Below are 3755 nucleotides of genomic sequence, written 5' to 3'. Positions count from 1 at the left end.
CTCGGATACAGGCGATCTTCACCTCAAACGCCACGCCACTTGGGGAATGCAGGCCGAAATGTCCGCATGACTGCCTATCCCGCCCCGGCCTGGAACGCCGACCTCGCGGCCGAGGTCGTGGCGCGGCATGCCGGCCGCGACGGGGCGCTTCTGCCGATCCTGCACGACCTGCAGGCAGCCTTCGGCTGCGTTCCTTCACAGGCGACGCCGTTCCTGGCGATGGCGCTCAACTTGAGCCGCGCCGAGGTCCACGGGGTGGTCAGCTTCTATCACGACTTCCGCGACGTTCCGGCCGGGCGGCGCACCGTCCGCCTCTGCCGCGCCGAGGCCTGCCAGTCGATGGGCGGCGAGGCCGTGGCCGCCGAGGTGCTGAGCCGCCTGGGGGTCGACTGGGGCGGCACGACGGCCGACGGCGAAGTCACGATCGAGCCCGTCTACTGCCTGGGCCTCTGCGGCGTGGCGCCCGCCGCCCTGGTAGACGGAGAGCCGGTGGGCCGCCTCACCGCCCAGCGCCTGGCCGACGCGGTCGCAGGCGCATGACCCGCGTCTACGTACCGAAGGACGCCGCCGCGCTGGCGGTGGGCGCCGAGGCCACCGCCCGCGCCTTCGCCGCCGCCGGTTGCGAGGTCATCCGCACCGGTTCGCGCGGCCTCCTGTGGCTGGAGCCCCTGGTCGAGGTCGAGACGGCCCAGGGTCGCCGCGCCTATGGCCCCGTCACGCCCGCCGACGTCCCCGCGATCCTCGCCGGCGGCGACCATTCCCTGGCCCTGGGCGACATCGCGGCCCACCCCTGGCTCGCGGGCCAACACCGGATCACCTTCGCCCGCTGCGGCGCGGTCGATCCCCTGATCCCGCAGGCGTTCGAGGGCCTGGCGCGGGCCCGCGAGATCGGTCCCGATGCGGTGATCGAGGCCGTCACAGCCTCCGGCCTGCGCGGTCGTGGCGGCGCAGGGTTCCCCGCCGGCGTGAAGTGGCGGACGGTCCGCGAGGCGCCGGGCGAGCAGCGCTATGTGGTCTGCAACGCCGACGAGGGCGACTCCGGGACGTTCGCAGACCGCATGCTGATGGAGGGCGATCCCTTCCTGCTGATCGAGGGCCTGGCGATCTGCGCCTACGCTGTCGGCGCGGCCAAGGGCTACATCTACTCCCGCTCCGAGTACCCCCACGCCAACGCCACGATGCTGGCGGCTCTGGACGTCGCTCGCCGCGAGGGTCTGCTGGGATCACTCAGCATCGAACTCAGGATTGGCGCCGGGGCCTATGTCTGCGGCGAGGAGACCGCGCTGCTGGACAGCCTGGAGGGCAAGCGCGGCCAGGTGCGCGCCAAGCCGCCGCTGCCCGCCCACCACGGCCTGTTTGGCCAGCCCACGGTGGTCAACAACGTCCTCACCCTCGCCACGGCCCCCTGGATCCTGACCCACGGCGCCAAGGCCTACGCCGCGCTGGGGAGCGGCCGTAGCCAGGGGACCATGCCGATCCAACTTGCCGGCAATGTCGCCCGTCCTGGCCTCTACGAGGCGCCGTTCGGACTGACCCTCGGACAGATCGTCCACGACATCGGCGGCGGCACGGCGAGCGGCCGCCCGGTGCGGGCGGTCCAGTGCGGCGGGCCGCTGGGCGCGTACTTCCCGCCGACGCTGTTCGATACGCCCTACGACTACGAGGCCTTCGCCGCCCGGGACGGCCTGATCGGCCACGGCGGGATCGTGGTGTTCGACGACACCGTGGACATGGCCGCGCAGGCCCGCTTCGCCTTCGAGTTCTGCGCAATCGAGAGCTGCGGCAAGTGCACGCCGTGCCGGATAGGCTCGGTCCGGGGCGCCGAGATCGTCGACAGGATCACCTCCGGCGGGGCGGTCGCGGGCGACCTCGCCCTGGTGGAGGAGCTTTGCGAGACACTGAAATTTGGCTCGCTCTGTGCGCTCGGCGGGTTCACACCCTATCCGGTGATGAGTGCGATCCGGCATTTCCCGGAGGATTTCGGGCGACGTCCCATCCCGGCGGCGACGGAGTAGTGCTCATGGCCCGCGCTCTTGAGTACGACCTGGGCACTCCGGAAGCGGCCGGCGAGCCGGTCACCCTGAGCATCGACGGCGTCAGCGTCACCGCGCCGGCGGGGACGTCCATCCTGCGCGCAGCCGCCATGGCCGGCACGACCATTCCCAAGCTCTGCGCCACCGACAGCCTGGAAGCGTTCGGCTCGTGCCGGGTCTGCCTGGTCGAGATCGAGGGCCGCTCCGGTACGCCGGCGTCCTGCACCACGCCGGTCGCCCCGGGCATGGTGGTGCGCACGCGCTCCGACCGTCTCGAGCGCCTGCGCCGCAACGTCGTGGAGCTCTACCTCTCCGACCACGCGGCCGATCACCTCGACGGGGAATGCGAACTGCACGACTTGGCCGCCATCCTGGGCGTCAGCGAGAGCCGCTATGCCACCGGCGGGGCGAGCCACCAGGATCTGCCCTGCGACGCCTCCAATCCCTACTTCACCTTCGATCCGGCCAAATGCATCGTCTGCTCGCGCTGCGTGCGGGCCTGCGACGAGGTGCAGGGGACGCTGGCGCTCACCGTCCAGGGCCGCGGCTTCGCCTCACGGATCGTGGCCAGCCAGGACGAGCCGTTCCTGTCGTCGGAGTGTGTGTCGTGCGGCGCCTGCGTTCAGGCCTGCCCCACTGAGGCGCTGATCGAGACGACCGTCCTGGAGGCCGGCCCGCCGCAGCGCAGCGAGGTCACCACCTGCGGCTACTGCGGCGTCGGCTGCACCTTCAAGGCGGAGCTGCGCGGCGAGGACCTGGTGCGCATGGTCCCTTGGAAGGACGGAAAGGCCAACCACGGCCACTCCTGCGTCAAGGGCCGCTTCGCCTGGGGCTATGCGACCCACAAGGAACGCATCCTCGAACCGATGATCCGCGCCTCGATCCAGGACCCCTGGCGGACGGTGAGCTGGGACGAAGCCATCGCCTACGCCGCGGCCGAATTCACGCGCATCGAAGCGAAGTACGGCGCCCACGCCGTCGGTGGGATCACCTCCTCGCGCTGCACCAACGAGGAGACCTACCTCGTCCAGAAGATGATCCGCGCGCGCTTCGGCGTGAACAACGTCGACACCTGCGCGCGCGTCTGCCACTCGCCCACCGGCTACGGCCTGAAGACCACGCTCGGCACATCCGCCGGCACCCAGGACTTCGACAGTGTCGAGCACGCCGACGTCATCGTGGTGATCGGCGCCAACCCCACCGACGGCCACCCGGTGTTCGCCTCGCGAATGAAGCAGCGGCTGCGGGCTGGGGCGAAGCTGATCGTCATCGACCCGCGCCGCATCGACCTGGTCCGCAGTCCGCACGTGGAGGCCGCCCACCACCTGCCCCTGCGGCCGGGGACCAACGTCGCCGTCCTGGTGGCCATGGCGCACGTCATCGTCACCGAAGGCCTGGTCGACGAGGCTTTCGTCGCCGAACGCTGCGACCTGGAGGAGTTCCAGGGCTGGGCCGAGTTCGTGGCGCGCCCGGAGCATTCGCCGGAGGCCAGCGAAGCCATGACCGGCGTCCCGGCCGGGGACCTGCGCGCCGCCGCGCGGCTTTACGCCACCGGCGGCAATGCGGCGATCTACTACGGCCTGGGCGTCACCGAACACAGCCAAGGCTCCACCGCCGTGATGGCCATCGCCAACCTGGCCATGGCCACTGGGAACTACGGCCGCCCGGGCGTCGGCGTGAACCCGCTGCGCGGCCAGAACAACGTGCAGGGCGCCTGCGACA

General features: G+C 71.2%; 3 protein-coding genes. All 3 read left to right on the top strand.

The features are described 5' to 3' along the window. Positions 1-66 precede the first annotated feature (66 nt). Positions 67-540 (top strand): formate dehydrogenase subunit gamma, encoded by a 474-nt coding sequence (locus QZV94_RS23820; RefSeq protein WP_293682773.1) that lies wholly within the window; start codon positions 67-69, stop codon positions 538-540. Beyond that, entirely contained in the window at positions 537-2015 is a 1479-nt protein-coding gene (locus QZV94_RS23815) for an NADH-ubiquinone oxidoreductase-F iron-sulfur binding region domain-containing protein (protein ID WP_293682771.1), read from the top strand. Before QZV94_RS23820 ends, QZV94_RS23815 begins: the two co-directional genes overlap by 4 nt. A 5-nt stretch (positions 2016-2020) precedes the next feature. Then, the coding region (locus QZV94_RS23810; protein ID WP_293682769.1) for a molybdopterin-dependent oxidoreductase at positions 2021-3755 on the top strand (1735 nt) is incomplete at its 3' end.

Origin of the sequence: uncultured Phenylobacterium sp. (assembly GCF_902826855.1) — a bacterium.
Lineage (GTDB): Bacteria > Pseudomonadota > Alphaproteobacteria > Caulobacterales > Caulobacteraceae > Phenylobacterium.
This window is presented reverse-complemented; position numbering and strand designations above follow the sequence as displayed.